The organism is Shewanella sp. 492, from assembly GCF_059338445.1.
Map to the genome: position 1 here is coordinate 2,477,967 of NZ_CM181702.1, position 25,738 is coordinate 2,503,704.

Below are 25,738 nucleotides of genomic sequence, written 5' to 3' on the forward strand. Positions count from 1 at the left end.
CTCTATTTGCCTCCATCGAGTTTAAAGTCTAATTGAACCGTCATGCCAGGCTGTTTAAGTGCTTTACCGTCAACAATCTTTGGCTTGTATTTCCACTTCCTGAGTGCGCGTTTAGCTTCTCTGTCGAAAATACGTTTTGGGTCTGCATCAATCACTTCGATATCGTCAACACCACCGAGTTCGTTAATCGTAAAGCTAAGTTGTACCCAACCTTCTTTACCATCACGAGCTGCTGCAATTGGGTATTGTGGCTCAATACGTACAATTGGCGTGGCATCACCATCACGAGTCATCATGTTGCCTAGCTTAAAGCCCGTACTTGCTGAACCTGCCACTACACCGCTCATGTTAAATGACATATTAGTGTCAATATCAGATGAGCTATCTGGTGGCGGAGTGTCGGGCAAAGGTGGTTGCTCAGGCGGCGTAGGTGGCTTAGGTTTTACCCTAGGCTTATCCTGCACTTTTGTATCCTGTTTATCCATACTGATCTCAATTACTGGAGATTCAGTTGCGGTGTCGGCGCGTTTAGCGCCGCCACCGACCAAGAAGGCCATGAATACAAACAGGGCAAAAGTAACAGCACCACCAATTAATAATGATACTATTGCTCTCAGCATATTAATCTTTCCCCGCTGATACCGAAATTTTGTCGATACCGGCTTTCTTCACGTTGTCCATCACCTTAATAACCAGGCCATGCTCAGCTTCTTTATCTGCTTCAATCAATACAGCCGCTTCTGGTGATTCAGCTAACATACGCTCTACGTTGGCTGTTACACGTTCGATGTCGACCTGACGGTTTTCCATCTTAATCACGCCTGTCTTGCTCACACCAATAAAGATGTTTGCAGACTTCTGAGTAGTCGCTTGAGAAGCTTCAGGCTTGTTATAGTCAAGACCTGATGGCTTAATAAACGATGTTGTTACGATAAAGAAGATCAACATGATAAACACGATGTCGAGCATCGGTGTCATATCAATCTGTGCTTCTTCTTCTATACTTGAATGCTTTTTACGTGCCATGTTCAATCTCTCTCTAGTGGTGTGGCAGGCTGTCTTTTAGCTTTTCCATACTGATCTTCATTTTTGCATCAAGGCGAGTACTGAAAAATACTCCCGATAATGCAGCGACCATTCCCGCCATTGTCGGCATGGTTGCCATTGAAATACCAGCTGCCATCATACGAGCGTTACTCGTCCCATGAACTGCCATCACATCGAATACCTGTATCATACCGGTTACGGTACCTAGCAGACCTATCATCGGACAGATAGCTACTAAGGTTTTGATAATCAGCATACGAGCATTCATATCTTGTTTCGCTTGGGATACCCAAGCTTCACGGATACGGTGTGCATGCCAAGAGGTAGAGTCCTCTCTGTTATTCCATGCGGTGATAATATTGCTATGCTCTTTTGGCGCAATCAAATTGAGATACCAAAAACGCTCAAGCATTAACACCCACATTAGAAATAGCACTGCCGCAACCAACCAGAGGACGTCGCCTCCGGAGGCCATGAAGCCCCTGACGGAATCCCAGATGTCCATCAGGTATAGCATCATTACGCGTTCCTCTTCTCAGCGTGCTCGGCAACGATACCTGCACTTTGCTCTTCAAGCACTTGAACAACAGACTTGCTGCGTGCAATAACAATCGCGTGCATCAGCATTAGTGGTAATGCCGCAACTAGACCTTGTACTGTAGTCATTAGTGCCATAGAGATACCACCCGCCATAAGCTTAGGATCGCCAGTACCGAATAACTGGATGCTCTGGAACGTCGCAATCATACCGGTCACAGTACCAAGTAGACCCATCATAGGCGCGATAGCCGCAAGAACCTTAATGATAGAGATGCGAGTTTCAAGCGCTGGCGTCTCTTTGAGGATCGCTTCGTCAAGTTTCAGCTCTAAGGTTTCAACATCGACATCTTTATTGTCATGGTAAGCCTTTAACACACGACCAAGTGGGTTGTTACCTGGATTTTCAATATCTTTGCGCTGTGCATTAACTTTCGCACCAACAATATAAAGAGTAACTAAACGTTCGATAGAAATTAGCGCACCAAGTACCAATAGTGCGATAATGATGTAACCGATCGTGCCGCCCGCTTCAATGCGTTCTTCTAATGTGGCTTTCTGTGTAAATACATTGAGTAGTACACCGCGCGCAGGGTCAACAAACAATTTGTGCACACCTGACGTTTGACCTTCGAATTTTTTAACGCTTGCAACTTGCTCACCACCAGGCTGTTGAGATAACTGCTGGATAAGACGCAGATCAGGGTTATAGACAACATATTGGCCATCGGCTAATAGGTTATAGGCACCGACGCGGATCACATTAGTGTTGCTTACATTACCGTCTATACCAGTGACATCAGCATTGAATGAAACGACTTTACCTGACTCAGCCATTTCGAACAGCTGCGCTTCCCAGAACTTCTCTAACTCTTCAATTTTTGGTAGTTCTTTACGAGCACCTAATTCAGAGATAAACGCTGCACGACCAGGAAACTGAGCGCTAACGTTTGAAGATATTAGTTTGCCCGCAAAATCACCGGCTTCACCTTTAACGACACCGAACATTTCACCCAAGTCACCTTGAGCAATTTTGCGGTCTTCTTCTAACTGAGCAATTTTACGCTCGTTATCAGCAAAGGCTTGTGCTAGATCTTTACCACGTTGTTCTTCAGCAGCTAACGCGGCTTTTTCACGTTTAAGTAGTGCTGCTTTATCGCCACGTTCAGCTTGAAACTCAGCTTCACGCTTTTTGTTAACTTGAGCGGCATTAGCGCGATCACTTTGAACTTGCTTAAGCAGTTGATCAATCGTCTTAGGTGCATCAGCTGCACTGACCATTCCCGCTGTTAAAGATAGCGTTGCAGCAACGATTGCTGTAGAGATTAACTTTTTCATTATTGTGCAGCCTCCGCAGCTGGGATTGGTAACGCGAACATATCTGGAGCGCCTTGGCCACGTGCCTGGCGAATAGCTTTAGTTATGTTACGCAGATAGCTATCTTCTAGCTTATCCCATGCTTTTGTCTCTGGATTGAACATCCACGCAGACTTTTGGTCTAGGCTTTGTGCGTAATAGCCAACACGACCAAAGTTGATGAAATCAACTAGAATCTCTTTGCTATCAAGCTGCAACTTACCCGTTTCAACATTCAACTTTGAACCGTATTCGCGTTCGATATTGTATGCATCAAGAATAAGGCGATATTTTTCTGCAAGCGTCACGTTTGCAGTATTAAGCGTCTCACGTAAACGCTCGATACGAGCCTGACGAACTTCTTGATTGAAAGGCAAATCTAAAGCAACAAACTGCTCCAGCGCATCAACCATTTTAAACATTAATGGCACAACACCTTGACGTAACTTATCAACACCATTGATGTCTTCTTGAATAAGTTTCATCGTCGCTTCTTGGTCTGCGACCAAACCAGCAACGTAATCATTATATGATTTTGTTGATTCACGCGTATCAGCGACTTGGCCATATTCAAATGCCATGTCTTGTGCCTGATCGTAGAATTTATCAACTTTCTTTTGAGATGCTGCTGCATCAGAATGAATTCTCGCATCCGCTTTCTGTACATCAGAAAGTGGATCGGCAACCACTAAGTTACTGCCTGCTAAGGCCAGCGCGCCTACGAGCGCTGTAGCGATTTTAGTTCTATTGCTTACCTTGGACATAGTTCCCAACCAATTTGAAGTGAAAATAAAAAGTTTAACCTAGTAGCAACATGGGTTTCTGCTTATCTTGCTAGAATGACGTTGCTATAAGTGTGTATTTCTCTTGTGATTGTTAGTTATTATCTTCCCTCTCTACACTATACAGAGTGCAGACCCGCTGGCATCATTTCACAAAATGTTGACCGATGTCAACATTTCGAAAGCGGTAGAACTGTGTGAAAAGGCGATTACAGGGCTAAATTTACATAAGATGAGCTTTTTCAACTAACTCCTTTTGGTAGGTATTACATTTACAGGCTAGTAGACATAAAAACCTCAAACATAAACCATTGAAAATAAGCAACTTTAACTAAAGCGCGACACAACGCTCAACACGAAACAAAAAGGTAACAAATGGAGAGCAAAAAAGATTTTGAGTGCCCATTTGTTGCACAGACATTACAGCTAGTTAACTGCCATGATTCATTTTGACGTATTTTTCATAATACCCCATGACGCAAAATCGGTTTGAATAAGAAGAGGAGTATCGCAAAACAGACTTTTAGTAAAATAAGAGTCTTTGACTATAAACTATCTAAGTCTGAGGACATCAACCATGAATGATTCATGGCTTACAGTTAAATTGTAATAAAAAGGGCAATGTTTCCATTGCCCTTTTTTATCTATTATTTACGTAAGTGAAATATTAAAACTTCACACTCACACCAGCATAGAAGTTACGACCAGTGACATCATAAGCTTCTGACGCAGTATTGATACCAGTACCGCCATTGTTAGTGCCTTGCGGTAGCATCGGAGGCTTCTTATCAAATAGATTTCGAATACCAACAAATGCTTCCACACCATTGTTGAAGTTATAACGGGCATTGATGTCGTGATAAACTACAGCATCAATTTCATTACCTACACTAAGAGCTTCACCAGTATAGAAGTTTACGTTATTGCCATCGACTGAATCGACAACTTTATCCCAGTAACGCATGCGCCATGACAAATCTAAATCATCTAAACCGTAAGATAAGTTCAAGTTAGCTCTGTGTTCTGGAGTTAAAACTTCACCCACATAGTCAGTTGCCTCACCGCTTTCAATACCAGTAATTACGTATTCAAAAGTGTAGTTCCAAACTAATTGTGTACGGAATGTACCTGGGCCTAAATCCATAGCAAAGTTAACTTCTGTATCTAAACCAGATGTATCAATTTGGTTTTCATTGCCAGTACCTGAATTAACTGCTGTTAAAGCACCATCTTCATTACGTACAGCGTTGCCAGCACAATTAGGATCAAACTGACCTGGTGCGACATCAAAACAACGGCGCATCACAGTAGAGCGACTAGTAGTAGAAATCGCATCATCAATAGCAACGTTATAATAATCTAACGTAATAGATAAGCTATCAATTACCTGCCAAATAGCACCGACACTGTATGTTTCTGCAGTTTCAGGCTCTACATTAGGACTACCACCGATAGTGCCGCCTGTACCTTGAATTTCTGTTTGTGTTGGTTCAAAAGCACCATCAGCAGCAATTCGGTCGCTAATCGCTTGGATTGAACGACAGTTTTCAGCCACATTACCAGCCGTTGTCGCAGTGACACCAGCACAAGGGTCAGAGACCGCAGCAAATGTTTCACCGCGACCAGAATACAGGTCGGCAATATTTGGAGTACGTACTGCTGTTGCAGCAGAAGCGCGCAGGCTCAACGACTCAATCGGTGTAAACTTAACACCCGCATTCCATGTAAAATCGCCACCAGTGATATTATGTTCACCATAACGTCCAGCAAGGTTAAGCTCTAAAGTATCTAGAATTGGAAAAGCAGCCTCTGCATAGATATCTTTAGTGATTAACTTACCATACGTTGGTTCAGACTTATTGGTGCTAGATGCACCGATCTGTGCCATGTCGCCAGGGCTGTAACTGCCAGTTTCTTCACGGTATTCAGCACCAACAGCTAATCCCATTAAGCCACCAGGAAGTTCGAGTGGTAATTCACCAGTGAAGGTTGTTGAAAGAACAAACTGCTCAGCCTGACCAGCCGCTTTCGCTGGAACAAACACGAAATCTGCAGCTTCAGGAGTAATTGTGCCTTCACCAAACATATTAAGTGGAACACACCCTTGCAACACAGCATAAGGATCTGCACATACAAGGTTTCCATCACTATCTTCGATAACGTTTAATGCCATATTGGCTCTATCTACGTTTACCTGACCGCCATTTTCTTGTAGCTGATCCGTTTTACCCCAGCTTAAATAGGTATTATTAGCCCATGAATCATTTATAGCCCAATCAAAACCTGTTGCAACTCGAATAGTATTACGTTCAACATCTGTTGAGCGAGCACCTAGTTCAACCATTCTGCGAACAAATGTGGTTTGATTTAAGTTAGTAACACCTGCAGCGATCAACTGTGAACGCAATGCTTCAGGGATTAATGGATTATTCACATCCATACCGCCTACACCATTACGATCTTTAAGCCAAATGTCATTTACAACATCTAACGGAGTTGGTTCGATAGTAGAACCAATTGTTTTACTCGAGTTCCAGTTTAATTCACTAAAAAGAGAGATACTGTCATTAAGTTCATGGGTCAACCCTGCAGCCGCATATTTACGCTCCAAGGGAGTAACAAGCTGACGATAAGCAGCACGATTAAATGTTCCACTAAAAGGAGTGCCATCAGCATTCAATCGAATGGTTTTCCCATCTTGATCTTTAAACTGAATGCGGCCTTGTGGAGGATATGAAGATTCAACGGGACCAATTACCTCATTACCTTCATCATCAGTTATCCATGCAAGATCCTGATTTGAGAAGTCACGATCTGATGATTTTAAACCGTCATCTTCATCGTAACCAAGTGACAACCAAGCATTGCCACCATCCCAATTACCACCAGTCGTTAAACTGAAAGTACTTGTATTTCGGTCGCCCTCACCGGAAACTCCAGCTTGCGCATTAATGTCAACGCCTTCAAAATCTTTACGAGTAATAATGTTAACAACACCTGCAACGGCATCTGAACCATAAGTAGCAGAAGCTGCACTCTTTAAAATTTCGATACGCTCAACCATCGACGTTGGAATGGAGTTCAAATCAACAGCATAACCACTAGAGGGTGATACGCCTGATACAAACCGTCGACCGTTAAGTAAAACGAGTGTTCGTTCTTCGCCTAAATTTCTTAATGCTGTCGTATTTAAACCAACACTTGTTGTCGAGAAAGAGCTATTTGATTGATCTGAGCCCGCAAATGCAACTGGTGATTGATTTAGAACATCAGCAACATTAATAGCACCTGTTTGAAGAATATCGTTACGTGACAGGACAGTGATCGGAGTCGGAGTTTCGAGATCATTACGCTTAAGGCGAGAGCCGGTAACTTCGATACGTTCTACGTCAGCAGTCTCATCTGCAGCAAAAACTACCGGTGCGGTAAAAGCTGTTAATGCAGCGCCACTAACTAGTGCAAAACGCACAGAGTTAGCCAATAGGCTATTTTTATACATGTTGTTTCTCCCTGGACTTCATTTTTTTATTACGAATATCTAATCCAATAACCCAAAACTACATTACTGGTTAAATTTCTAGGTAAGATGAAACCACAAGAGAAACACTTGCGCAACAATTTAAACTCAATTTTTACAAACCAAAGGCTGAAAGCTGAATTTATGCACATTTAAACTGAAATATTTTATAACCCTGTTTCTTATCATAACCCGTAAATCTTTGTTATTCCTGTGCAGCCCACAAAATAATACTAAATTTATCAAGGGTATAAATTGGCATTATCAACTCATCTTTCTCCAGTAACACGTAAACACTAAATTAGATAATTAAACTAAAGCAACACTCTAACTTGAATGTTACAAAAGACTCAAAAAGCAAATGGAATAAAAACCTTACTAACTATATGGTTTGTAATTTTTGTCATACTTAAAGCTAAGCCATGTAGACTATTATCATTAAATATCTGTACAGACCAACCACGCCATTGTTGTTTTTAATCAGATTGAAAAATATAAAAAATATATCACTCGATCGTCAGCATGAGTGTGTTATAAAGCGGATATTTTTACGTTTAGAAGAAGCTATGTAACGCTACATTATTCATTGCTCCGCCCCCTCCTTCAACCAAAGCTTCTCTTAATCACTTGCGACTAAGTGTAAACAATAAGTTACAGTTTGGGCTGGGGAATTAATAACTAAAACATTACTTCAGAACGCCTTAATGCTAGAGCAAGGAATACTGACAAAAGAAGTGGGTAAAATAGCCGGATAAAATAAAAGATCCAAAAATCGAGCACAGAGCGTTAATGCGAGTGATAGCAAAACGGTAAGCGATTGCTCATTATCAAAACGACTATTTTTGAGCGAGTAACCAGACAACTACCAAAAAAAGTCATGTAAAAACGCAGTGAGCAGTCAAATAAAAAGCGCTTCATAATGAAGCGCTTTTTATATCTAGATGACGAGGTTAAACCGTCAACTTATAGTGTGTAGCGAATACCGATCGCGATACCATCATCTTCAGATAGTGACATTCTTGCTTCTTGCTCTTTATCTGCACTGGTGAAATCACTGTAATCTTTACGACCTTCGATATAAAGCACAGTATTGTTATCCCACACATAATGCAAACCAACAACCACAAACTGACGCTTAAATACATCGTTAGGATCGGCATTGAAGTTAGGTTGGATAACATAGTCATCGCCAGCATCTAAGATGTTGTACGATACAAATGGACGCAGACCATTGTCGAAGGTGTAAGAAAATAAACTTTCTACACCCCACGCATCTTTGATTAAGCGACCGATATTGTCGGTATCATGGTTTTCTTGCTTATTGACGTTGGCTGCCGCATAGAAACCAGCATCATCGAAGTTGCCCCAAGTCACACCGGCACCATAGATAAGATCAACTGCCGTCGTTTGTTCACCATTACCAAAACGGACGTCAAACTCACCACGGTTTACACCGGCAGTCAGAGTTAATTTATCCGTTGCTGCATACGTGATTGCACCGCCATAAGTGTAGTTAAACTCCACTTGCTGAGCCGCTCTGTCACCACTTGCCCAAAGTGCTTCACACGCTTCTTCAGAGATATTATCTGAATCACAGGTATAGAAACTGCTATTTTTTAACTGGGCTTGTACAGCAAAGCTGACATCACCAAATGCGTTACGGTATTGAACCGTTTTATCACCACGGCCTACACCGTTTACAGCACCATCATCTTTGTTATAGGTGTATACACCTGCGGTATTTCCATCCCAAACAAAGCCATAGTTTGTGCTATAGACCACATCGTACCAAGCACCCCATTGCTTACCAATGGTTAAGGTACCGTAGGTGTCGTGAGCGATGCCGACATAACCTAGACGGTTATAGAAAAACTCATCCTGAACAGATTCAAAACGGTTGTTATAGACAATATCGCTATTACCAACTGGATTTACGCCCCATTCCAATTTAGTGAACGCTTTCCAGCCATCACTCATATCACGAGTAAAACCGAAGTTAATACGTGACGCGCCATTAACAACCTCTGTTTCACCTTGAGTGTTAATAACTCGGGCGTCAATATAACCACCAATTTCGACAGCATTTTTATCGTCTTTATAGATTTCGATAGCTGATGCTGCTGGTACAAAAATGACAGCCGCTAATGCTGTTGCTATTAAACTCTTTTTCATGTGTTGGCTTAACCTTTAATTATGTTCAGTTTGCTGTTAACTTTTCTGTGCTAACTTTTAATGTTAACTTTAATGCTACATTCCGTTGCTTTATTTCACTCCACTTTCAAATTTAGACTACCAAAAGATCGCTAGTCGCTCAAAGCTGAATATCACATAAATTGCAGTTTTATTGCACCCAAACAGCAAATGAAACCATAGCCACCAAAGCCCAAAACACCCTATTAACACTAGGCGTCAACCCCATTAAAATCAACCCAACTAAATTAACGTTAACTGTTTTGAGGTTAACTCAGTGAAACTAGAATCAACAATGGTAAGGATGGGATCAGAAATAGGCGCGATTTGCTTATCCAGATAATACTGGTAATCAATATTACCCTGGTAACATTGCCTTGGTTCTGCCCCATTTGTTGTCATCAAATACTCCACCTTACACCCTCGCTTACCAAAACGAGATTCACCACTTCGTTCACACCACAAAGTGGCCGCTTTAACATGCGGCGCTGATTTTGCCGTATAGTCTTCTATGTTGCGGCGTAATCGCTTAGAAAACACTAACAGTTCGTCTAACTCGCCATTCTGCAGTGCCATAACCATAGTTTTTAAGTATTCGACCACATCTTGCTTAGTAAACAACCGATGATAAAGTTCAGCTTGTATCTGCCGCGCTAATGGACTCCAATCACTCCTTACCTGCTCCATGCCCTTAAAAACCAGCTTTAGCTCACCGTTTTGCTGGGTATAAGCCCCCACATAACGTTTTTTTGAGCCTTCTGATGAACCACGTAATGTCGGCATAAAAAATTGCTCAAAGTGTCGTTCATACTCCAATTCGAGATAACAGGCTAAATTATAGTCACGCTTTAGCAATTGCTGCCATTTTATATTGATTTTTGTCACCAGAGAGCGCGCAAAGTCATCGATATGGTCAATTGAACTCACATCGGTTACATGCACAAAAGTAGAGTCGGTGTCACCGTAGATCACCGTTAACCCCATCTCTTCGAGCCACCGACGGGTTTGTTTCATGATCTCATGCCCACGCAGGGTAATAGAGCTGGCCAACTTTGCATCATGAAACACACATCCCCGCGATCCCAATACCCCGTATAAGGAGTTCATGATGATTTTTATCGCCTGTGACAAGGGGGCATTGGCCTCTAGCTTAGCCTGCTCACGCTTAGTGGCTAGCTCCGCCACTAAGTCAGGTAAAATAGGCGCATTACGGCTAAAACGCGCGCCTAAAAAGCCTGCAACGGTATCGGTATCGCTCATCGCCTGCCCTTCGATTAGCCCTTTAGGATCAATTAAAAAGGTGCGGATGATAGAAGGATATAAGCTCTTAAAATCGAGTACTAAAATATGCTGATAAAGCCCGGGGATAGAATCCATCACATAACCGCCTGGGCTCTCTATGCCATCACTGGCTGGCTCACTTGGCGCTACATAGCCGGCGCGATGCAGATGCGGTAAATAGAGATGATTAAACGCCGCGACAGAGGCCCCTACTCGACCAAACTCCAAACCTGTTAGTCTTGAACGCTCAAGGGCAAACTCTGTCAGCGATGTTTTTTGAAAGATGTCCCACACCAGGCGGCTATCTGTGATGTTGTAATGGGCCAACGCCAGCTTATCTTCTTCAAATAAGGCGGTGATCTCCTCGCCCCGATTGGCCACATTATCAATCGCTTTGCCTTCATCAAGCAGCTGACGAGATACATTGTCTAAAGCATAACTCTCAAACTGATAAAATGCGGCCTTGAGCCAATCGATACCATCGAGCACCACTCGCCCGGGAAGCACCAAGGTTTCAGGACGAAACTTACCTTCCACCTTCCACGTTAATAACTGATGATGTCGCCCCAGATTAAGCGGAATTTGATGATGAGCGGCCCTGCGATACAGTAAGGCTAAATCGAATGTGACCACGGCCCATCCAATGATAATGTCGGGATCAAAGCGAGCAAACCAGTTAATCAGCGCGATAATCAGCGCCGCTTCATTATCTACCCATTCAATATTGGTTACGTAGCTAGCATCCAATGGAGGATTAACGCCCTCACCATCGCCCACCATAATAACTAACTCAATCGCCTCGCCATCATTATCCTTGCCATATAAGCCAACGCTATACAGCTCGCCACTCATTGAGCATTCAAAGTCCAAAGACACGATTGAAAGTGTGACATCAATATCGGTACGGCGAGCTCGATGCCCGATAACCGTCTTGATACTCTCATTTGGCACCAACTCAGCAATAAACTCCACATCTAGGGCGATAAAACGCTCAATGAGATAGCGTTGCTCAGGGCGAATATCAGCTTCGTGCAGCACTATTCCTAAGTCGGTCGCCTCTCTCACTAACTGGCGAAAGCTTTGGCTGTTACCACAGTAAAGCGCCGTTACCGCTTGATGGTCAAAGGTCTTTAGTGTCAGCGCTTCGGTTCGTACAGACAGGTGCGCTAAAGGCGATAACAGCTGAGCGACATCTTGGGTGCGACAAAAGCAGACTCGCTCACTGTCGTTAATCACCACACGTATGGGGCCATCGAGGGTTTTGAGGTAATAATGCAGGGCGTTGCCCACATGATGGCGGGTCAATATTCGGCCTTTAATCGATTGCATCGCAGCAGAGGTTAAGCTGGTAGGCTGAAGTGTGGCAGCGCTGGGTGTTACAGATTGAGATGTCACGTAAGGTGGCCTGTCATTGTTTAAATGCGCCAAAATTAAAGCGGTAAATCGATGCTGCTGTCACGAATGCAGCACACCATAAATATAGGCGAGTTCTGCCACGGTTTTGGCGGCAAATTTTTTCAATAAACTGGCGCGGTGCACTTCAACGGTTCGCATCGCAATACACAGCTCATCGGCAATTTTTTGATTGCGTTTGCCGGCAACAATTAACCCCAAAATATCTTTCTCACGCTCGGTTAATGAGCGATATGCATCGATACTGGCCAATTTATCCAGCTGTTGCATTGAGGTTTCCAAGGCTTGGTTAATCGCTGCCACCAGCTGATCGGCATTGACAGGTTTTTGAAAGAAGTTGACCGCCCCAGCTTGCAGCGCATCAACGGCCATTGGCACATCGCCATGACCAGTTAAATAGATCACCGCCAGCGGACTTTGATTATCGCGTAAATATTGATGCACTTGCTGACCGCGCAGCACAGGCATACGACTGTCTAATATCACGCAGCCTGGCTGCGTCACCGTTACACTGTCAAGAAATTGCTGACCATCGGTAAACACTGCAACATTAAATTCATACTCATCGAGTAAAAACGCCAAAGACTCCCTGACAGACAGGTCATCATCGACAATATACACGGGTAAGTTAGTCAGGCGATCATTCATGGGGTTTACCACTCACAGGGATAACAATGGTGACTTTACAGCCGTGAGGCGCAATAGGGCTCAAACTCATTTGCCCAGCATGATCTTCTATCACATCACGGCAAATTGCTAGTCCTAACCCTAACCCTTGTGTTTTGGTGCTCACAAAAGCCTGGGTCACATCGGCGTGTTCTGGTGAGATACCAATGCCGTTATCGCTAACCGTTAAAGTTAAAACGTTAGCCTGATAATGGCTCTCAATAACGATTTCTGGCTGCCAAGTCACATCAATGTGCTGCGCACTCACGCAAGCATCAATGGCATTAGTGACGAGGTTAACTAACACTTGCTGCAAGCCTATCGGGTCGACATAACACAATGGCAATGACGCCTGCAGTGACAAGCGGTATGGGATCTCAAGCTTAGTCAGCCGAAAATCAAGCAGCTCCATAGTATCACTAATCAGTTGATTAATATCGGTATAAGCCTTTTCTGCCGCATGCTTTTTTATCATGGTTCGCAGCCGCCGCACTATGCTGTCGACCCGCTCCACCTGATGTTGAATTTTTTCAAGTACAGGCACCAGATCCTCAAGCGGACGCTGCTTAGCGATACGCAATAACCCCGCTTCGGTGTAATTTCTTATCGCCGCCAAAGGTTGATTAATTTCATGGGCGACACTGGTGCCCAGCTCACCCACGATGGCTATTCGCTGGGCATGCTCGAGCAGCTCGCCATTGTGTTTAAGCCGGTGTAGCGCCTGCTCTAACTGCTTTTTATTACGGTTAAAACAGTACTCTAACCAAAAGTGGTAGCCATTAAGCAGCACTAAAGTCACCAACAGCAACCAGCCCCACTGCTGATTATCCTCTAGCCAGATAAACGCCTCTTGCCACCAAGGCAGATGCAAGGGATGCATGTTCAGTTCTTGATACAACTTATCGATAGTTAACAGGCTCACCGGCGATGTCCAGCCTGACGCTCTGGCGGCAATGGCCGCCTTGCTGTCAGCGGGCATTGCCAATAGGGCTTGGGACATCTGTTTTGCTAATTCGTTTGAAGCGCGCTGGGTCTTGGCAAATGACCAATTAGGATAAAGCTCACTGGTCACTTGGCATGGAAAGTGGGCCGGCGAGCGAGACTGGATCACCCGATAGTTAGCCTCGAGTAATCCATCTGTCACCATGCTTTCTAATAAACAGGCTGGGACCACGGCGGCCTCAATATGCTTATCGCGTAACTGATACAAACTGGCATCGATGGGGAAGCCTAAAAAGCGTACACGAGAAAAAAACGCATTGGCATTAAAGCCCTGGCTAATTAAATGATGGCGCAAACTTAAATAGCCACCAAAGGCGTTACTGGCCACGGCAGAGACGGGCTTGCCATAAAGCTGCTCAAAACTGTAATAGGGTGAGTCACCGCGCACCACCAGCGCCGAGCCAATGCTGTTGGTTTGACTCTCATCGGTGGGGCTGGTCATGGTTGCCAGCCAAGAGAGATCAAATTGCCGCCCAAGTTGCACCGCTTGCCCGGGGTTAGTGACCACAAAATCGACCTTGAGCTGCTCAACGGCTTGAGCCATTTCATCCAACGTTAGCGGATGCAACATAAAACGCGTGTCAGCAATATGCGACTCTAACCACGCCATGGTTGGCTGCCAGCGATTACGCGCCGCCGCCTTACCACGAGTGGCTAATACCGCAACATCGATCACTTGCCCCGCAGCCGGCTGACTAGCCTCAGCGATGCCAATGTTGCGCTGCACTACGACTTGGCTAGTTATCCTATCACTCGGCATTGCCGCCAGCGAAAAATGAAGACCATCGCATATAACCCCACTCATGACGAGCCACAATGTGCAATTAAATAGCGCTCTTTTACATGGGGATATTAAACGTCGCCTCAAGGTCATCCTCTCCTGTTTAAGTATTATATCTTCTTAATTATTAGAGATATATCACCCTATAGCGGTCACATAACTTGTTCTAGATCAATATTGATCTGGGTATGTGGAAATCCACAATACCGCCACTGATGTGAATAACGAACAATGCCATTGTATATTTTATCACCCACCCAAGTAGGCGTTATATGGATACTGATAAACGACATTTTCTCAATCGCATGGCGGGTATTACTGCCGGTGCGGCGCTCATTCCCGTTGCAGGGATCAATACTGCGGTTGCTAGCACAGTTATCCGCAACAACCAACAGGCCGATCGTAAAGGTCACATAGGCAAACGCTATGCCATGGCTATCGATCTGCGTCAATGCGTCGGCTGCCAAGCGTGCACCGTCGGTTGCAGCATAGAAAATCAGGCGCCAATAGGCCAATTCAGAACCACGGTCAAACAATACCAAGTCAAGCTAGACGGTAAAGAACAGCCCCAGCAAGTGAAGGCGTTTATGTTACCGCGTTTATGTAACCATTGCGATAACCCACCTTGCGTTAAAGTCTGCCCAGTGCAAGCCACCTTTCAACGTGAAGATGGCATCGTCATGGTCGACAACGAGCGCTGCGTCGCCTGCGCCTATTGTGTGCAGGCCTGCCCCTATGATGCCCGTTTTATCAATCACGACACCCTAACCGCCGATAAGTGCACCTTCTGCGCCCATCGATTAGAAGAGGGTTTACTTCCTGCCTGTGTCGAAACTTGTGTGGGCGGTGCTCGCGTGATTGGCGACATCAACGACCCCAATAGTGTTATCAGTCAATTACTGACCGCAAACAAAGACGATATCAAGGTATTAAAACCTGAACATAATACCCATCCGCACGTGTTTTACATCGGGATGGATGAGCGCTTCGTCAGCCATGTCGACGGTCAAGCCGCCCTCTACGAACCTGTGGGAGAATAGTCATGAACATCACCGAAATCTTGATTCCTGCACAAGAAGTGGCCTGGCTCCCCTGGGCAGTGCAATACTTTTTCTATATTGGCGCCTCTTACGCCGCGGCCATCTTGTTTCTCGTCGCCTTGGTTTTTAGCCGTCAAACCACCCACCATTTTCGTGTAGCACTCGCGCTCACCATGGCCATTGGCGCCATTGTTGGCCCGCTGGCCCTCACCGGCGATTTACATCAACCGGGCCGTGCTTGGCATTTCTATTTTCATGTCACGCCATGGTCTTGGATGTCGTTAGGCTCATTTTTCTTACCACTATTTTCTGGGTTAAGCGTGCTGACCGCCTGGCTTTATCTGCGCCGCGATATTGCCGCATGGCAGTTTAGCCAGTCTCCCTTGCTGCGCAAGTTAGCGCTGTTAACCTTGGGGCAATGGCAAACAACTCACACACAGTTACTTGTAGCCGCCAGCCTAACCGCGCTGTCTGGGCTGAGCATTGCTATCTATACTGGCGCCGAAATTTCAGTCATCGCCAGTCGTCCTTTATGGCATCAACCCGCCTCTGCACTACTGTGGTTTACCAGCGCATTTGTTGGCGCCATCGGCTTTACCCTGCTGACATGGACACTGCTGCCTAACGCGACAAAACCGGCGTTAAGCGGCGCCGATCGCAATATCATCCAACGTACCAGCATTATCGGCGCGACCTTGGCCTTAGTGTTAGTGCCGATTTGGGCCTCAAACAACCCCAGCTTTTCATTGTTCGCCAACCCCGTTTGGGTCATCAACCTTACGCTAATGGCCGCCACCTTATCTGTCTGTATTGGTCTAGCGCTATTATTCAACGTCTTTGCCACGCGCACATTTGGGGTCATTGCTATGGTAGTTAGCAGCCTACTGTGTGCGTGGGTAATACGTTGGGTAACCATTTTGGAAGTACAAACCATTGCTCGCTTTGATGTGGGAGATTTTGCCTATCAGTTGCCCGCTGGGAGCGCTGGCTGGCTTGGGATCATTGGCATATTCGGCCTATGGCTGGCGCTGGCACTTATCGGCTCAGAGCTTATCAACGCTAAAGCCACTGCGGTTCACCAATCTCAAGCTCTGCAGCAATAACCAACATATTTAAGGATTTTAAAATGGATAATAAACGTCGTCTGCTACTAAAATCAGGTTTTGCTGTTGGTGGATTAGGTGCATTCTCTGCCGGTTACAGTGACACCATTCATCATGCGGTCAAAGGAACCTTAGAGGGCAGCGCGGGTAAAAAGACCCAACATATTCACCATGGCAACTCGTTAGCGCCAGAGTATCACCTCAATGCGAATGGCAAGCTACTGCCTAATCCAGATCAAAGAGTCGCGCCATCTATGTGTTTTGGCTGTTGGTCGTTATGTGGCCTGCGGGTACGTATCGATAATAATACCGATGATATTTTGCGCATCGCTGGCAATCCATACCACCCACTATCACACCATGAGCAGATCCCTTACGCTACGCCAGTTAAAGAGGCTTATCGCTCATTGATGGGCGAAGCTGGGCTCGCGGGACGCTCCACCGCCTGCGCCCGCGGCAATGGCATGTTAGAGATACGCAACAGCCATTATCGTATCACGCAACCGCTTAAACGTGTGGGTAAACGCGGCGAAGGCAAGTGGCAACCCATTAGCTATGAGCAGCTGCTCAGCGAAGTGGTCGAAGGCGGCGATTTGTTTGGTGAAGGCCAAGTGACTGGGCTGCGTGAAATACGCGACATTCACACCCCGCTGGATCCACAAAACCCCGAATATGGCCCCAAAGCCAACCAGCTATTGGTCACCAATGCGGGTAACGAAGGCCGTGATGATATTTTAAAACGCTTTGCCTTCAACAGTTACGGCACGCGTAACTTTGGTCACCATGGTTCCTATTGTGGTTACGCGTTTCGGGCAGGCTCAGGGGCTATGATGAATGATTTGAATAAATTCGCTCATCTAAAACCCGATTTAGACCACGCCGAATACGTGCTATTTATTGGTATGTCACCGGCGCAAGCAGGTAACCCGTTTAAACGCCAAGCAAGGCAATTGGCCGAAGGACGCACTAGCGGTCGGCTCAAATACACCATCATAGCCCCGAGTTTACCGGCAGGTTCATCGAGCTTAGCCGCGGGCGATAACAACCATTGGCTGCCCATCAACCCCGGAACAGACTCCGCTTTAGTGCTGGGCATGATCCAGTGGATCATCGTTAATCACGCTTACAACCAACCCTTTTTGGCCCAGCCTAGCGCCGCTGCTATGGCACAAGCCGAAACGGCCCATTGGTGTAATGCGACACACTTGGTGATAAGTGACGAGAGTCATGCCGATAATGGTCGCTTCCTGCGCGCCTCCGATATCGGCCTGAGCTACAGCGGCGAGCCGTTATCTGACAGCGATCCTTTTGTGGTGGTTAATGCGACCTCAGAGCAACTCAACGTCAACACCCAAGACGATGCCGCGCAACTGTTTGTCGATAGGCAAGTCATTAGCCATGGCAAAAACATACGAGTGAAATCCTCATTGCAACGCTTGAAAGAGGAAGCCTTTAAGCATGATTTAGCGTTTTATAGCCAACAGTGTGGCATCGCGGTAGCGCAAATCGAAGCCTTAGCACGTGAGTTCACCAGCCACGGTACCAAAGCGGTAGTCGATACCCATGGCGGCAATATGCACACCAATGGCTTTTATAACTCTTTTACTATTTTAATGCTTAACGCGCTGATTGGTAATATCAATATGAAAGGTGGTGCCATGGCTAAAGCTGGCGGCTACCCCACATCGGCCGCAGGCCCACGTTACGATTTCACCCAATTTAACGGCAAGACTAAGCCTAAAGGAGTTTTCTTATCTCGCAGTAAATTCCCCTACCAAAAAACCAGCGAATATAAACGCCGCGTCGCCGCAGGAGAATCACCTTATCCTACTCGCGCACCTTGGTACCCGATCTCAGCCCCGCTGCTCACCGAGCACTTATCGGCGGCTATCGACGGTTACCCTTATAAAGCCAAAGCCTGGATTAACCACATGGCTAACCCACTTTATGGGGTCCCCGGGCTAAATACTCTGCTGGGCGATAAGCTGAAAGATCCACAGCAATTAGGCCTGATTATATCTATCGATGCCTTTATCAATGAGACTACCGCACTGTCTGATTATATTGTGCCCGACACTGTGACCTATGAAAGCTGGGGCATGTCTACCCCTTGGCACGGTGTACCGACCAAAGCGGTCACCGCACGCTGGCCCATAGTTGAACCGCGCACAGAAAAAACGGCCGATGGTCGAGCGATTAACTTTGAAAACTTCATCATAGATGTAGCTAAGCGTATGGAGCTAGGCGGTTTTGGCGACAATGCCATACAGGACAGCCAAGGTAACTGGCATCCCATTCATAGCGCTGAAGATTTTTACCTGCGAGCAGCGGCAAACCTTGCCTATGCCAAAGGCGGCGTCCCGAGCGTCGAAGCCGAAGACATTGCCTGGTCAGGGCTTGAGCGACTCATGCCGGCGATGACCCGCACTCTAACAGGTGAAGAGATGCGAAAGGTAGGTTACATCTTTGCCCGTGGTGGTCGTTTTGAAGACGCCAGCCAAGCTTACCAGCAAGATAGAATGAAGCATCGCTGGGCTAAGCCACTGGCCATTTGGAATGAAACCGTCGGTACGTCAATCAACACCATGACCGGCGAGCGCTACCTAGGTTGTCCTACTTGGTCACCGCAGCGCTTGGCTGATGGCACACCATTTGAGCAGCAATACCCTAAAACACAGTGGCCGTTTAGCTTGACCAACTTCAAGTCAAACATCCATAGCTCGGTGTCTAATTTGTCACCGCGCCTTGCCTCGATTAAAGGGGTTAACCCTGTATATATTCACCCCATTGATGCTGAAAATGCGGCAATAAGCACAGGCGATCTGTTTGTGATTGAAACCCCAAGCGCTAAAACCCAAGCCTTAGCAATGGTCGTTGAGGGGATAATGCCCGGGACTTTAGGTTTTGAGCATGGGTTTGGCCATACCGAGCTAGGTGAGCGGGCTCATTGGATTGGTGATAAACAGCAACCCGTTAAAATGAAATCCAGCGATGGAGTCAATATTAACGATATCGGCCTTATCGACCCGACTCGTGAAGGCCAGGGCGTGATGCTCGACTGGGTGGTTGGCGCCGCCGTTCGCCAAGCCATACCCGCTAAGATTTATAAGGTGTAAGCACGCCGCTGGATTGATCCCAACCAACGCCGTCATGATCAACATGACGGCGTTTTTTTATGCCTTTGACTGATGCTATTTAGTCGATGCCAAGCCAGCAATCCCCTCGTGATGGAACATTAGCCAAATAGAATTAATCTCGTGGAATTAGCTAGGTGACATTAGCCGTACTGCATTAAGCGCTTGAAGCAGAACCATGGCGATAACCGATAGATACGGTTTTATTGCCAGTCGCTATAGAGATAAAAACGCCGCTGTATCAGCGGCGTATGGTGGCACTCATATAAACTTCAGCTCACGGGCCTCAATCCACCAGGCCTGCAATTTAAGAGACTCTGATAAAGAGAAGTGACGATAATGAAGATAAGCGATTGTGATTAATCAATCGCGTTATCGCTTTTGAAATTGCTGCATCAAACGTTGTAGATCGCTGAGCTGACTCACCAACTCAGAACCACGATTTACCGAGTGATCGCTGCGCTCAATATTGGCCAATGACAACTGCTGAATGGAGATGATGTTGCTATTAATATCTTCAGTCACACTCGCCTGCTGATGCACCGCGGCAGCGATTTGATGACTCGCGCTGGCCACCTCACTCAACATACTATTGGCATGTTTCAGCACATCGCCGGTACGAACAGCATTGTCTCGACACACATCCGATAAATGGCTGCCTTGTTGCGTCGCTATCACGGCTTGGCCAGCGGTATCTTGCAGGTGAGCAATCATGGAGCGAATTTCTTCGGTGGAAGCTTGGGTTTTTGAAGCTAACGCTCTAACCTCATCGGCTACCACCGCAAATCCACGGCCACTCTCTCCTGCTCGAGCCGCTTCAATCGCCGCATTGAGTGCCAGCAGATTGGTCTGATCGGCTATGGTGCCGATGACTTCGAGGATCTTTTCAATCTCTTGGCTACTCACCGATAGATCGTTAATTATGCCGTTTGCACGCGCTAATTCTGAGTGCAGTTCTGCCACCGAGTCTATCGTGGTTTGCACATTATTGAGTCCGTCATCAGCAAGCTGATTCACTTGCTCCACTAATTGTGATGCCGCCATCGCATTATCAGCCACATCGCGAATTGAGCTGGACATTTCGGTTACCGCTGTCGCTACAGAGTCGGTATCGGCCCCTTGCTTATTCAAGTTATGCTTAATCTCTTGCTGATTAACTAACTCGTGCTCAGCACTAACGTGGATCCCCTCTGCGGTTTCGCTGGCTCTGGCAACAATCGCGCGCACCTCGGCTTTACGCTTTTGCAGCGCGAGCTCTATCATGGAATATTCATCATAACGCCCGGTATAGACGAGCTCCATCAACGGATTATCATATGCTTGCGTCGCAAGTGTTGCCACCTGCCCTAAACGTCGTTGATGAAAAAACTCATTGAGTAACAGCCCGGCCATCGCCAATATCGATACCGTACCACCTAAGTGTACCGATGCGCCGCTCATCATAGCTAGGGTGCTGGCAAGCGCTGTTAACGCAGCAAGATAACGCGCCCAACGATAACTAAAGCGTGGCCTTGATAGCTTAGATGGCGTCTCTTTTTGGCTCATTTCGCTATAGAGCGCCTCTGCACGCTTAACCCATTCTCGGTTAGGCTTAGTGCGCACAGACTGATATTCAATAATTTTGCCCTTAGCATCGGTGATGGGGGTGATAAAGGCTGATACCCAATAAAATCCGCCTCCTTTACGGGCGTTCTTCACCAGTCCCATCCAACTGCGGCCAGATTGCACCGTTTGCCATAACTGCTTAAAGGCGGGCTTAGGCATATCGGCATGGCGCACAATATTATGTGGTTTACCAATTAATTCATCGGCTTGATAACCGGCAATATCACAAAAACCGGCATTAGCATAGGTGACTATACTGGAGGGATCTGTGGTTGAAATGAGATTAGCATCGAGTTCAAATTCGATTTCACGTTCTGCGTTAGTATGTTTATTTACCATATTATGGTGACTTATTTCCGAGCTGTGGTTGGTTTGTGTGCGGCGCAGTGCACTATGACTGGCAGGCCCTATACGTAAAAGAGTTCGCTGCCGATCACAGTTGCTAGCGTTTTGAATGGAAACGCAGTTGTAATCGATACAGGATCAGCAACTATGGTATCAATTTCATTATTCAAACGATACAGGACCGACAACTATAGTATTAATTTCGTCATCCAAATAAATGAGGTGAACGACACAATATGAGCTTGCTCACTCATCAGCTCATTTATGTTGCCAAGCGCACAGCTGACAACTGGTCAAATCCATATTGTTAACATCGCTAGTCGCTTATGCTTGTATCGACTGTTTCAGAACTTATTCATATTCCGCTTGTGCTGTTTTACTGTTATTATGTACAGCTGTATTTCTCTGCTATGTGCCTTCATGTTATCTGCCACTGTTAAAACTCAGATCCGCACCATCTATAAAGACATTGCGGCCGCCTTGCCCAACTTTCGCTCTCGGCGCGAGCAAAACTACATTGTGGCAGAGATCTCAAAAACATTAGCAGGTGAATATGACAAACATAGGCGCATCATTGTTGTCGAAGCTGGCACGGGTATTGGTAAGTCGTTGGCTTATATTCTAGGCACCATTCCATTAGCCTTAGCCAGCAAGAAAAAAGTCTGTATCGCCACTGCAACGGTGGCGCTGCAAGAGCAGTTACTCAATAAAGATTTACCCTTCTTTTTACAGCAATCTGGACTCGACTTTACCTTTGGCCTGGTTAAGGGGCGTCAACGCTATATCTGCTTAGCCAAACTTGAAATGCTCATTGGCAGTGATGACGGCACGCAGATGGCCATGTGGCAAACTAAACCCGATAACAGCCAGATAGCCCTATTACAAAGTTTGTTAAAAGATTTCCATGAAGGTCGTTGGAATGGCGAGCGCGATACCCTAACGCAACAATTGCCCGATCATCTTTGGAGCCAAATCGCCTGCGACAAACACAGCTGTCATCGGCAACTAGCCAGTCATCGTCACTGCCCATTTCATAAGGCCCGTGAAGATATTGATAACTGGGATGTATTAATCGCTAACCACAGTCTGCTTTTTGCCGACTTGGAACTAGGCGGCGGGGTGATCTTGCCCGATCCTGAAGATCTCTATTATGTGATTGACGAGGCCCATCACCTCCCCGTTGTCGCCAGAGACTTTTCCAGCGCGCAGGCGACCCTGAGAGGCGCGGTCGATTGGTTAGAAAAGATCGGCAAAACCACAGCTAAACTGCAAAATCAGCTTAAGAGTAATCATATTATTGCCCCTGCTCAGGCGATGTTAGACCACATTAACGAATTAACCGGGTTGCTCAACGCCGTAGCGCAGTATTGCGACGGCCAAGACGCTGCATTTGATAACCCTGAAAACCGCATCCGTTTTGAACATGGCAAGCTGCCGCAAGCTTTAGTTATCCAAGCAGAAAACTTAGCCAGTGCCGCTAATAACGCCCTCAAGCAGTTCAATAAGATGTTGACCTTGCTTAACGAAGCCATAAAAGATGGTGAGCTGCCCAAGCATCAAGCCGAGCAACTGCTGAGCGAAACTGGCTTTATGCTGCAGCGTTTAGAAAATCTGCAAAAATTGTGGAAGATGATGGCCAAGACCGACAGCCCTAAAGGGGCACCGATGGCCAGATGGATAGAGCAACTTCCGGGTAAACAACACGACTACTTGTGTAACGTCTCACCGATTGAAGTGGGCTTTATGCTCGAATCCTTATTATGGGAAAAAGCCGCTGGTGTGGTGCTGTGTAGCGCCACTTTACGCGCATTGAATAATTTTAATCATTTTACCCATCAGGTGGGCCTGTCGATAAACGATGGTAGTCGTTATCTGGCCATGGATAGCCCATTTGATTTTGAGCAAAATGCGACCTTATACCTGCCAAAAATGCGCACCGAACCGACGGACGACCGTTATACCGATGAGCTTGCCGAGCAGATATTGACCCTTATCGAAGGTGAAACCGCCACCTTAGTGCTGTTTGCCTCATACTGGCAGATGGAGAAAGTGGCCGATATTGTCCGCCCCAAGATTGACAGCCCATTATTGATCCAGGGGGAAGACTCGCGTCAACAACTGCTGACACAACATAAACAGCGCTGTGATGCTGGCGAGGTAAGTATTATTTTCGGCACGGGCAGCTTCTCTGAAGGGCTCGATCTGCCAGGAGATTATCTCACCAATTTGATTATCACCAAATTACCCTTTGCAGTGCCGACCTCCCCTGTGGAGCAAGCCCATGCAGAATATATCAAGATAAAGGGCGGTAATCCGTTTTTACAACTGACCATACCTGACGCATCACGTAAATTGATCCAAAGTTGTGGTAGATTACTGCGTAAGGAAGAAGATTATGGCCGTATCACTATCTTAGATCGTCGCTTAGTCACGAAACGTTATGGAAAGTCGCTGCTTGATGCCTTACCTCCGTTTCGCCAAGTCATAGAGTAGGAACCACATTGGAGTTACTTTTAGACCCCAGCGTTTGGATTATTTTAGCCGCCACAGGTTTTATTGCCGGCTTTATTGACGCTGTCGCAGGTGGCGGAGGCTTGCTATCAATACCTGCATTATTAACCATAGGCATACCGCCACACGCGGCGCTGGGAACCAATAAATTGGCCGCCAGCTTTGGTTCATCCATGGCGGCATTCACCTATTACCGCAAACATTTTTTTGAGCCACGCTTTTGGTACCATGCCGCAATAGCCACCTTCATTGGCGCCGTTATCGGCACCTTCGTAGTCTATTTCATTGATAATCAATGGCTCGAAAAATTACTGCCGCTCATTATCATCATCATTGCCATTTATACCCTAGTGAAACCCAGTGTGATGGGGGGCAACAGTCACTTACCACCAACTCGCGCACCCTCGGCCTTTAAGCAATGGCGCCAAGGGTTGCCATTGGGCTTTTATGATGGTTTTGCTGGCCCCGCTGTCGGCGCGTTTTGGACCATCAGCAGTATTTCGCAATACCAATTACCAGTACTTAACAGTTGTGGATTAGCACGAGCCATGACTTTTATCAGTAACCTAACCTCTTTAACGGTCTTTTTAGCCTTGGGACAGGTCAATATTGTTATCGGCTTATCTATGGGCTTATGCATGATGTTAGGTTCGTTTGTTGGCGCTCGCACCGCAATCAAATTTGGCGTACCATTTATCCGTCCGCTATTTATCACCGTGGTTATTTTGATTGCCATCAATTTGGCGTGGAGCGCATGGGCATGAACACCTCAGAACTAATTTATCGTTTACGAGTCCAACTTAAGCAATTAGAACAAGAAGTGCTGCAACATGATAGCCAGCTGGCAAAAGGGCAACGTAAGCTACTGCATGATACCGAACGTTTTAATCATGGCTTATTTAACCAATCCGGTGCCCAGCTTGCCCCGTGTATCAGCCAAATTAGCAATAAAATAGCGCAGCTCGAAAAACTACTAAAGGGGAATATCTCGACATCGACCATAGCGTTAAGCTGTGAAGGGATCCAAGATAGATTTACCGCACTGCGACGCGCGCTGAACACCACCACATTAGATGTGAAATCGGCTGAGCAACAAAAATCATCACGTATTGCGAATGCCAAACAACGTCGCCAGCAGTCGCACGCCGATAGTGGTTTTAGTTGGATCGCTTCTGGCGTAATGCATAATAGCCACCAGCTATATGATGAATTAAACAAACATCTGAACTGGGTTCAAACATTTGAGCAAAAGATTGCAGATTTACAATCAAAACTTGAAAACTGTCATAGTGCTGACAAAATTGCACTGCAAAATGAGATACTTTTAGTTCACCGTCGCTTAGGTAAGTGCCGACAAGCTATTAGCTATATTGAAGACCGCATTCAGGCGTTTGAACGCCCATATAAAAGTCATAATCGTTAAGGAGC

17 protein-coding genes are annotated in these 25,738 nt (G+C 46.1%); 6 read left to right on the forward strand and 11 right to left on the reverse strand.

The window, feature by feature from the left end:
- Positions 1-2 precede the first annotated feature (2 nt).
- From AC5YBX_RS11075 to AC5YBX_RS11120, 10 genes are all read right to left on the reverse strand, one after another.
- Complete coding sequence (locus AC5YBX_RS11075) at positions 3-620, reverse strand: energy transducer TonB (protein WP_110456698.1); 618 nt, start codon at positions 618-620, stop codon at positions 3-5.
- Between the two features lies 1 nt (position 621).
- Entirely contained in the window at positions 622-1,026 is a 405-nt protein-coding gene (locus AC5YBX_RS11080) for an ExbD/TolR family protein (RefSeq protein ID WP_110456699.1), read from the reverse strand.
- A gap of 13 nt (positions 1,027-1,039) precedes the next feature.
- The gene (locus tag AC5YBX_RS11085) at positions 1,040-1,567 is read right to left on the reverse strand and encodes a MotA/TolQ/ExbB proton channel family protein (RefSeq protein WP_475514276.1); all 528 of its coding nucleotides are present in this window, start codon (positions 1,565-1,567) and stop codon (positions 1,040-1,042) included.
- Positions 1,567-2,922 carry a MotA/TolQ/ExbB proton channel family protein gene (locus tag AC5YBX_RS11090; protein ID WP_494521434.1) on the reverse strand — a complete coding sequence of 452 codons (1,356 nt, stop codon included), beginning with the start codon at positions 2,920-2,922 and terminating at the stop codon, positions 1,567-1,569. The genes AC5YBX_RS11085 and AC5YBX_RS11090 overlap by 1 nt, the downstream gene beginning before the upstream one ends.
- A complete protein-coding gene (locus AC5YBX_RS11095) occupies positions 2,922-3,704 on the reverse strand; it encodes a DUF3450 domain-containing protein (RefSeq protein ID WP_494521433.1) in 783 nt (260 codons plus the stop codon). The genes AC5YBX_RS11090 and AC5YBX_RS11095 overlap by 1 nt, the downstream gene beginning before the upstream one ends.
- Positions 3,705-4,389: 685 nt before the next feature.
- Entirely contained in the window at positions 4,390-7,221 is a 2,832-nt protein-coding gene (locus AC5YBX_RS11100; RefSeq protein WP_475514279.1) for a TonB-dependent receptor, read from the reverse strand.
- Between the two features lie 981 nt (positions 7,222-8,202).
- The gene (locus AC5YBX_RS11105; protein WP_494521432.1) at positions 8,203-9,411 is read right to left on the reverse strand and encodes a porin; all 1,209 of its coding nucleotides are present in this window, start codon (positions 9,409-9,411) and stop codon (positions 8,203-8,205) included.
- A gap of 261 nt (positions 9,412-9,672) precedes the next feature.
- On the reverse strand, positions 9,673-12,039 hold the full coding sequence (locus AC5YBX_RS11110; RefSeq protein ID WP_494521612.1) for a DNA polymerase II: 2,367 nt from the start codon (positions 12,037-12,039) through the stop codon (positions 9,673-9,675).
- 126 nt (positions 12,040-12,165) lie between these two features.
- Positions 12,166-12,771, reverse strand: a complete 606-nt coding sequence (locus AC5YBX_RS11115) for a response regulator transcription factor (protein ID WP_494521431.1) — start codon at positions 12,769-12,771, stop codon at positions 12,166-12,168.
- Positions 12,764-14,596, reverse strand: coding sequence for a sensor histidine kinase (locus AC5YBX_RS11120; RefSeq protein ID WP_494523684.1), 1,833 nt, complete (start codon positions 14,594-14,596; stop codon positions 12,764-12,766). Before AC5YBX_RS11120 ends, AC5YBX_RS11115 begins: the two co-directional genes overlap by 8 nt.
- 248 nt (positions 14,597-14,844) lie before the next feature.
- Between AC5YBX_RS11120 and dsrO the strand changes: the two genes are divergently transcribed.
- The 3 genes from dsrO to AC5YBX_RS11135 are packed head-to-tail and all read left to right on the forward strand — an operon-like array spanning position 14,845 to position 19,831.
- Positions 14,845-15,612, forward strand: coding sequence for a sulfate reduction electron transfer complex DsrMKJOP subunit DsrO (dsrO, locus tag AC5YBX_RS11125; protein ID WP_494523685.1), 768 nt, complete (start codon positions 14,845-14,847; stop codon positions 15,610-15,612).
- 2 nt (positions 15,613-15,614) lie between these two features.
- A complete protein-coding gene (gene nrfD / locus AC5YBX_RS11130; RefSeq protein ID WP_494523686.1) occupies positions 15,615-16,715 on the forward strand; it encodes an NrfD/PsrC family molybdoenzyme membrane anchor subunit in 1,101 nt (366 codons plus the stop codon).
- Positions 16,716-16,738: 23 nt separating this feature from the next.
- Positions 16,739-19,831, forward strand: a complete 3,093-nt coding sequence (locus AC5YBX_RS11135; RefSeq protein WP_494523687.1) for a tetrathionate reductase subunit A — start codon at positions 16,739-16,741, stop codon at positions 19,829-19,831.
- A gap of 390 nt (positions 19,832-20,221) precedes the next feature.
- On the opposite strand, the gene AC5YBX_RS11140 is transcribed toward AC5YBX_RS11135, so the two are convergent.
- A complete protein-coding gene (locus AC5YBX_RS11140; RefSeq protein ID WP_494521426.1) occupies positions 20,222-21,793 on the reverse strand; it encodes a methyl-accepting chemotaxis protein in 1,572 nt (523 codons plus the stop codon).
- Positions 21,794-22,219: 426 nt separating this feature from the next.
- Between AC5YBX_RS11140 and dinG the strand changes: the two genes are divergently transcribed.
- Genes dinG through AC5YBX_RS11155 form a run of 3 tightly spaced genes read left to right on the forward strand, consistent with a single transcriptional unit; the run spans position 22,220 to position 25,733 of the window.
- A complete protein-coding gene (gene dinG / locus AC5YBX_RS11145; protein ID WP_494523688.1) occupies positions 22,220-24,292 on the forward strand; it encodes an ATP-dependent DNA helicase DinG in 2,073 nt (690 codons plus the stop codon).
- A gap of 8 nt (positions 24,293-24,300) precedes the next feature.
- Entirely contained in the window at positions 24,301-25,074 is a 774-nt protein-coding gene (locus AC5YBX_RS11150; RefSeq protein ID WP_494523689.1) for a sulfite exporter TauE/SafE family protein, read from the forward strand.
- On the forward strand, positions 25,071-25,733 hold the full coding sequence (locus AC5YBX_RS11155) for a primosomal replication protein (protein ID WP_494521423.1): 663 nt from the start codon (positions 25,071-25,073) through the stop codon (positions 25,731-25,733). Before AC5YBX_RS11150 ends, AC5YBX_RS11155 begins: the two co-directional genes overlap by 4 nt.
- Positions 25,734-25,738 lie beyond the last annotated feature (5 nt).

Bases quoted from the DNA above. Each gene is read 5' to 3' on its own strand.
- AC5YBX_RS11075 (WP_110456698.1), bottom strand. From the start codon at position 620: ATGCTGAGAGCAATAGTATCATTATTAATTGGTGGTGCTGTTACTTTT.
- AC5YBX_RS11095 (WP_494521433.1), bottom strand. From the start codon at position 3,704: ATGTCCAAGGTAAGCAATAGAACTAAAATCGCTACAGCGCTCGTAGGC.
- AC5YBX_RS11090 (WP_494521434.1), bottom strand. From the start codon at position 2,922: ATGAAAAAGTTAATCTCTACAGCAATCGTTGCTGCAACGCTATCTTTA.
- nrfD (WP_494523686.1), top strand. From the start codon at position 15,615: ATGAACATCACCGAAATCTTGATTCCTGCACAAGAAGTGGCCTGGCTC.
- AC5YBX_RS11140 (WP_494521426.1), bottom strand. From the start codon at position 21,793: ATGGTAAATAAACATACTAACGCAGAACGTGAAATCGAATTTGAACTC.
- dinG (WP_494523688.1), top strand. From the start codon at position 22,220: ATGTTATCTGCCACTGTTAAAACTCAGATCCGCACCATCTATAAAGAC.
- AC5YBX_RS11105 (WP_494521432.1), bottom strand. From the start codon at position 9,411: ATGAAAAAGAGTTTAATAGCAACAGCATTAGCGGCTGTCATTTTTGTA.
- AC5YBX_RS11100 (WP_475514279.1), bottom strand. From the start codon at position 7,221: ATGTATAAAAATAGCCTATTGGCTAACTCTGTGCGTTTTGCACTAGTT.
- AC5YBX_RS11155 (WP_494521423.1), top strand. From the start codon at position 25,071: ATGAACACCTCAGAACTAATTTATCGTTTACGAGTCCAACTTAAGCAA.
- AC5YBX_RS11115 (WP_494521431.1), bottom strand. From the start codon at position 12,771: ATGAATGATCGCCTGACTAACTTACCCGTGTATATTGTCGATGATGAC.
- AC5YBX_RS11085 (WP_475514276.1), bottom strand. From the start codon at position 1,567: ATGATGCTATACCTGATGGACATCTGGGATTCCGTCAGGGGCTTCATG.
- AC5YBX_RS11110 (WP_494521612.1), bottom strand. From the start codon at position 12,039: ATGCAATCGATTAAAGGCCGAATATTGACCCGCCATCATGTGGGCAAC.
- AC5YBX_RS11080 (WP_110456699.1), bottom strand. From the start codon at position 1,026: ATGGCACGTAAAAAGCATTCAAGTATAGAAGAAGAAGCACAGATTGAT.
- dsrO (WP_494523685.1), top strand. From the start codon at position 14,845: ATGGATACTGATAAACGACATTTTCTCAATCGCATGGCGGGTATTACT.
- AC5YBX_RS11120 (WP_494523684.1), bottom strand. From the start codon at position 14,596: ATGAGTGGGGTTATATGCGATGGTCTTCATTTTTCGCTGGCGGCAATG.
- AC5YBX_RS11135 (WP_494523687.1), top strand. From the start codon at position 16,739: ATGGATAATAAACGTCGTCTGCTACTAAAATCAGGTTTTGCTGTTGGT.